The 3,399-nt window shown below is 47.0% G+C and carries 5 protein-coding genes; 4 read left to right on the forward strand and 1 reads right to left on the reverse strand.

The features are described from left to right. The coding region (locus tag RYL88_RS12350; protein ID WP_314991691.1) for an EscU/YscU/HrcU family type III secretion system export apparatus switch protein at positions 1-746 on the reverse strand (746 nt) is incomplete at its 3' end. 288 nt (positions 747-1,034) lie between these two features. On the opposite strand from RYL88_RS12350, the gene rplU reads away from it, so the two are divergent. The 4 genes from rplU to RYL88_RS12370 all read left to right on the forward strand — a co-directional run bounded on the left by rplU (position 1,035) and on the right by RYL88_RS12370 (position 3,352). Next, complete coding sequence (rplU, locus tag RYL88_RS12355; protein WP_002947447.1) at positions 1,035-1,349, forward strand: 50S ribosomal protein L21; 315 nt, start codon at positions 1,035-1,037, stop codon at positions 1,347-1,349. Positions 1,350-1,360: 11 nt separating this feature from the next. Further along, positions 1,361-1,618, forward strand: coding sequence for a 50S ribosomal protein L27 (gene rpmA / locus RYL88_RS12360; RefSeq protein WP_002943616.1), 258 nt, complete (start codon positions 1,361-1,363; stop codon positions 1,616-1,618). Between the two features lie 257 nt (positions 1,619-1,875). Next, positions 1,876-2,931, forward strand: a complete 1,056-nt coding sequence (obgE, locus tag RYL88_RS12365) for a GTPase ObgE (protein ID WP_314991694.1) — start codon at positions 1,876-1,878, stop codon at positions 2,929-2,931. Positions 2,932-3,058: 127 nt separating this feature from the next. Continuing rightward, a complete protein-coding gene (locus RYL88_RS12370) occupies positions 3,059-3,352 on the forward strand; it encodes a hypothetical protein (RefSeq protein WP_314991696.1) in 294 nt (97 codons plus the stop codon). The last annotated feature ends 47 nt before the right edge of the window (positions 3,353-3,399 follow it).

The following is a 3,399-nucleotide window of genomic DNA, read 5'->3' on the forward strand; positions in this document are numbered from 1 at the left end:
GCTCGCATTTGCAGCTGGCGTATGCGACCTTTTACCTGCGGGTCGCCCTCCATCTGCTTGTACTCGTCCTTGATCTCCTGCTTGCTCATTCTTAGGTCGCGAAAATACTGAAAACGCACGATCAGCACGTCAAGAAGCCCGATGATAAACATCACGATGAGCATCACGGCGGCTAAAATCAGCATCTTTTCTTTTAGCCACGCTAGCTGCGTCGCCATCGAGAAAAACAGCGTATGCGGTAGCTCTTTGATGAAGCTAAAAAACATCAAAAATCCGACTGTAAAAACCGCCGTGACCTTGAGCACCATTTTGATGCCGTCTATCAGCTTTTTGAGCGAAAAGAGATTTTTGAGCCCTTTTAGCGGATTGATTTTGTTTAAATTCGGCTCCAAAGGCTTGGTCGTAAATATAAATCCAAACTGCATGAGATTAGCGACGACGCCAGCGATCGCGATGCAAACGGCGATAGGCAGGATGATGAGCAGCGTGCGAAATATCGTCGTGATCGCGACGCTAAAGAGTAGTTTGCGCGTAAACTCCTGTCCGATGAGGCTTTGATAGTAGTTATATAGCGTGAAAAACTGATCGCCGATGAAGCCAAGAAGCGCTACTACTACAAAGATCGCGACCGCGAGCGTGACGAAGCCGGCTAGGTCTTGGCTTTTGGGGACGTTGCCGTCCTTGCGCGCATCTTCGATCTTTTTGGAGGTGGGTTCTTCGGTTTTTTCTTGGTCTTCGCCTGCCATTTTCGTCCTAAATTTATCTTGCCGAGCGTTTTGGCTCAAATTTGCTTAAATTTGGGCGATTATACCTAAAAGGAGGTTAAAATTTACGCTACAATGGAAAGTTTAAGGAGGATTTTTGTTTTTGCGCGCGACATAAAAACCTGGCGGACGAAATTTTAAAAGCTAGGGCATTAAACCAAAATTTATAAATTTTTGGGTATCATCCGTCTCTTACAACCAACAGAGCTCCACAAGTCTTTTGAAATCCAAAAGCGCTTTTTGGTCTTACCAAATTTAGAAAGGTAGAGTATGTCAAAATACGCTATATTTAAGCACGGCGGCAAGCAGTATCGCGTCAGCGAAGGCGAATATCTTAAGCTTGACCATTTCAGTGCTGAAGCAAAATCATCAGTCGAGATTACGGACGTTTTGTGCGTAAACGACGGTGAAGTAAAGGTAGGCGCGCCGTTCGTAAAGGGTGCGAAAGTCGTTCTTGAAGTCGTAAACGAGGGCAAGGATAAAAAAGTCGTTATTTACAAAAAACGCAGACGCAAAGACTCAAAACTAAAACGCGGTTTTAGAAGACAGTTTACGCGCGTAAAAGTCGTAAGTATCGCAGCTTAAGGAGATAAGAAATGGCACATAAAAAAGGTCAAGGCTCAACCCAGAATAACCGAGATTCCATCGGACGACGCTTAGGCGTTAAGAAATTCGGCGGCGAATTCGTTCGCGCGGGCAACATCATCATCCGCCAGCGCGGTACCGCTACTCACGCGGGCAGCAACGTCGGCCTAGGCAAAGATCATACGATTTTCGCGCTAATCGACGGTTTCGTTAAATTCGAAAGACTAGATAAAAATAGAAAAAAAGTTTCAGTTTATCCTGCTGCGTAATCCTTGGGGCGAAAGCCCCTTTTTCTTTTAAAATCACCCAAATTTAATAATAAAAGTCGCGTTGTCTGTTAAATTTTAAAATTTGACGCAAATTACTAAAATTTGTCTCGTATTATTTGCGTAAACAGCGGCGGTTGGCAATTAGTTTGAACTTTGCGGCAAATCAAATTTTAATCAATAAACCGATATAATCCGAAAATTTCGCAAAATAACGAACCGAAAAACAATGAAATAAAATTTAAAAACTAAGGCAAGAAATGTTTATAGATAGCGTAAATTTAACCCTAAGCTCGGGTCACGGCGGGGCCGGCTCTGTGAGCTTTCGCCGCGAAAAACACGTGATCTTAGGCGGACCGGACGGAGGCGACGGAGGCGACGGAGGCGATGTATATTTCGTCGCCGATAACAACACGCATACGCTAGCGGCGTATAAAGGCAAAAAGGCCATGCGCGCGCAAAACGGCGAGGCAGGCACGGGGCGCAGGATGCACGGCAAAAGAGGCGAACACCTCGAGCTCATCGTGCCTCCCGGCACCGCGGTGCTAGATGCCCAAACGGGCGAGCTACTCTGCGACTTAACTAGCGAGGGGCAGCGAGAGCTATTTTTAAAAGGCGGCAAAGGCGGGCTTGGCAACGTGCACTTTAAAAGCTCGATCAATCAAGCTCCAGAATATGCGCAAAAAGGCCTTGAGGGCGAAACGCGAGAGGTGCGGCTAGAGCTAAAACTCATCGCCGACGTGGGGCTCGTGGGCTTTCCTAACGTCGGTAAAAGCACGCTAATCTCGACCGTCTCAAACGCCAAACCCCAGATCGCAAACTACGAGTTTACCACGCTCACGCCAAAGCTCGGCCTCGTCGAGGTGGACGAATACAGCGGCTTTGTCATGGCCGATATCCCGGGCATTATCGAGGGCGCAAGCGAAGGGCGCGGGCTTGGCGTGCAGTTTTTAAAACACGTCGAGCGCACTAAAATTTTGCTTTTTATGCTTGATCTTGCAAACTACCGCAGCCTTGAGGAGCAGTTTGACGCGCTACGGGCCGAGACGGCGAAATTTTCAGGCGAACTTGCGCAAAGAGACTACGCGATCGCTCTAACTCGCTCGGACGCGGCCGAAAATTTACAGGAAAAATTTGACGCGTTTTTGTCGCATTTGGGGCTTGCGGGCACGTCTGGCGAGATGAAATTTAAACAAAATATTTATGAATTTGACGCCGCTAAACCGTTTTTCGTAATGCCGATCTCCTCGGCGACGGGACAAAATATAAACGAGCTAAAATTCAACCTGCTTGAGCTGCTTAAAAAGGAGCTGTAGGTTGTGCTAAAAGCCGCGCCAAAGAGGGCTTTTGCGAACGTAGGTCTTAAGCGCGTCCGAATATGTGGGTAAATTTTATATTTATCGCTCGCAAACGCTGCAAAAAGATAAAATTTAAGAAGGCGAAATGAATAAAATTTTTATTCTAGTATTTTTATGCTTCGGCGCGTACGGTTGCGATCCCGCCGATTCGGTGCCGAATTTTATGGAGTTTAATGACAAAGATAACGACGGCGCACTGAGCTTGCAGGAGTGGACGGCGAGCGAGGTGCCGTCTGGGCTAAGAGTAGAGCTAGATCTGTGCTCGGGTTCGGAATTTAAGAGGCTTGATGCTAATCATTACGGCAAGATTAGCCTAGATGAGCTGGAGACGAAACCGTCTGCAAAGTTTTATTGGTCCGAAGATCCGTGCGCTTTTTAGCCTTGGCTGGACGGATCCGAGGATAAAAATCAATCCGCCGTCAAATA

Source organism: uncultured Campylobacter sp. (genome assembly GCF_963517995.1).
Lineage (GTDB): Bacteria > Campylobacterota > Campylobacteria > Campylobacterales > Campylobacteraceae > Campylobacter_A.

Bases quoted from the DNA above. Each gene is read 5' to 3' on its own strand.
- rplU (WP_002947447.1), top strand. From the start codon at position 1,035: ATGTCAAAATACGCTATATTTAAGCACGGCGGCAAGCAGTATCGCGTC.
- rpmA (WP_002943616.1), top strand. From the start codon at position 1,361: ATGGCACATAAAAAAGGTCAAGGCTCAACCCAGAATAACCGAGATTCC.
- obgE (WP_314991694.1), top strand. From the start codon at position 1,876: ATGTTTATAGATAGCGTAAATTTAACCCTAAGCTCGGGTCACGGCGGG.
- RYL88_RS12370 (WP_314991696.1), top strand. From the start codon at position 3,059: ATGAATAAAATTTTTATTCTAGTATTTTTATGCTTCGGCGCGTACGGT.